Genomic DNA, 302 nt, shown 5'->3' on the forward strand with positions numbered 1-302 from the left:
ATAATATGGATAAAAATGGACCGACATCCGTTTTGAAATCAGTTGCCAAATTACCAACGCATGAAATTGTTGGAGGCGTTCTGCTCAATCAGAAGGTCAATCCACAAACACTTGCCAAAGAAGAAGACAAACAAAAATTAATTGCCCTCTTGCGGACATTCTTTAACCGCTTGCATGGCTATCATATTCAGTACAATGTTGTCTCTCGAGAAACCTTGATTGATGCACAACTACATCCTGAAAAACACCGTGATTTGATTGTCCGTGTAGCAGGCTATTCAGCATTCTTCAATGTATTGTCG

The 302-nt window shown here is 39.7% G+C and carries 1 protein-coding gene; it reads left to right on the forward strand.

The window, feature by feature from the left end; all coding sequences use genetic code 11:
• On the forward strand, positions 1-302 hold a 302-nt coding region (locus tag C1E99_RS12795), incomplete at both ends, for a glycine radical domain-containing protein (RefSeq protein WP_330848231.1).

Origin of the sequence: Streptococcus suis (assembly GCF_002964045.1) — a bacterium.
In the GTDB taxonomy this organism is placed as follows: domain Bacteria; phylum Bacillota; class Bacilli; order Lactobacillales; family Streptococcaceae; genus Streptococcus; species Streptococcus suis_U.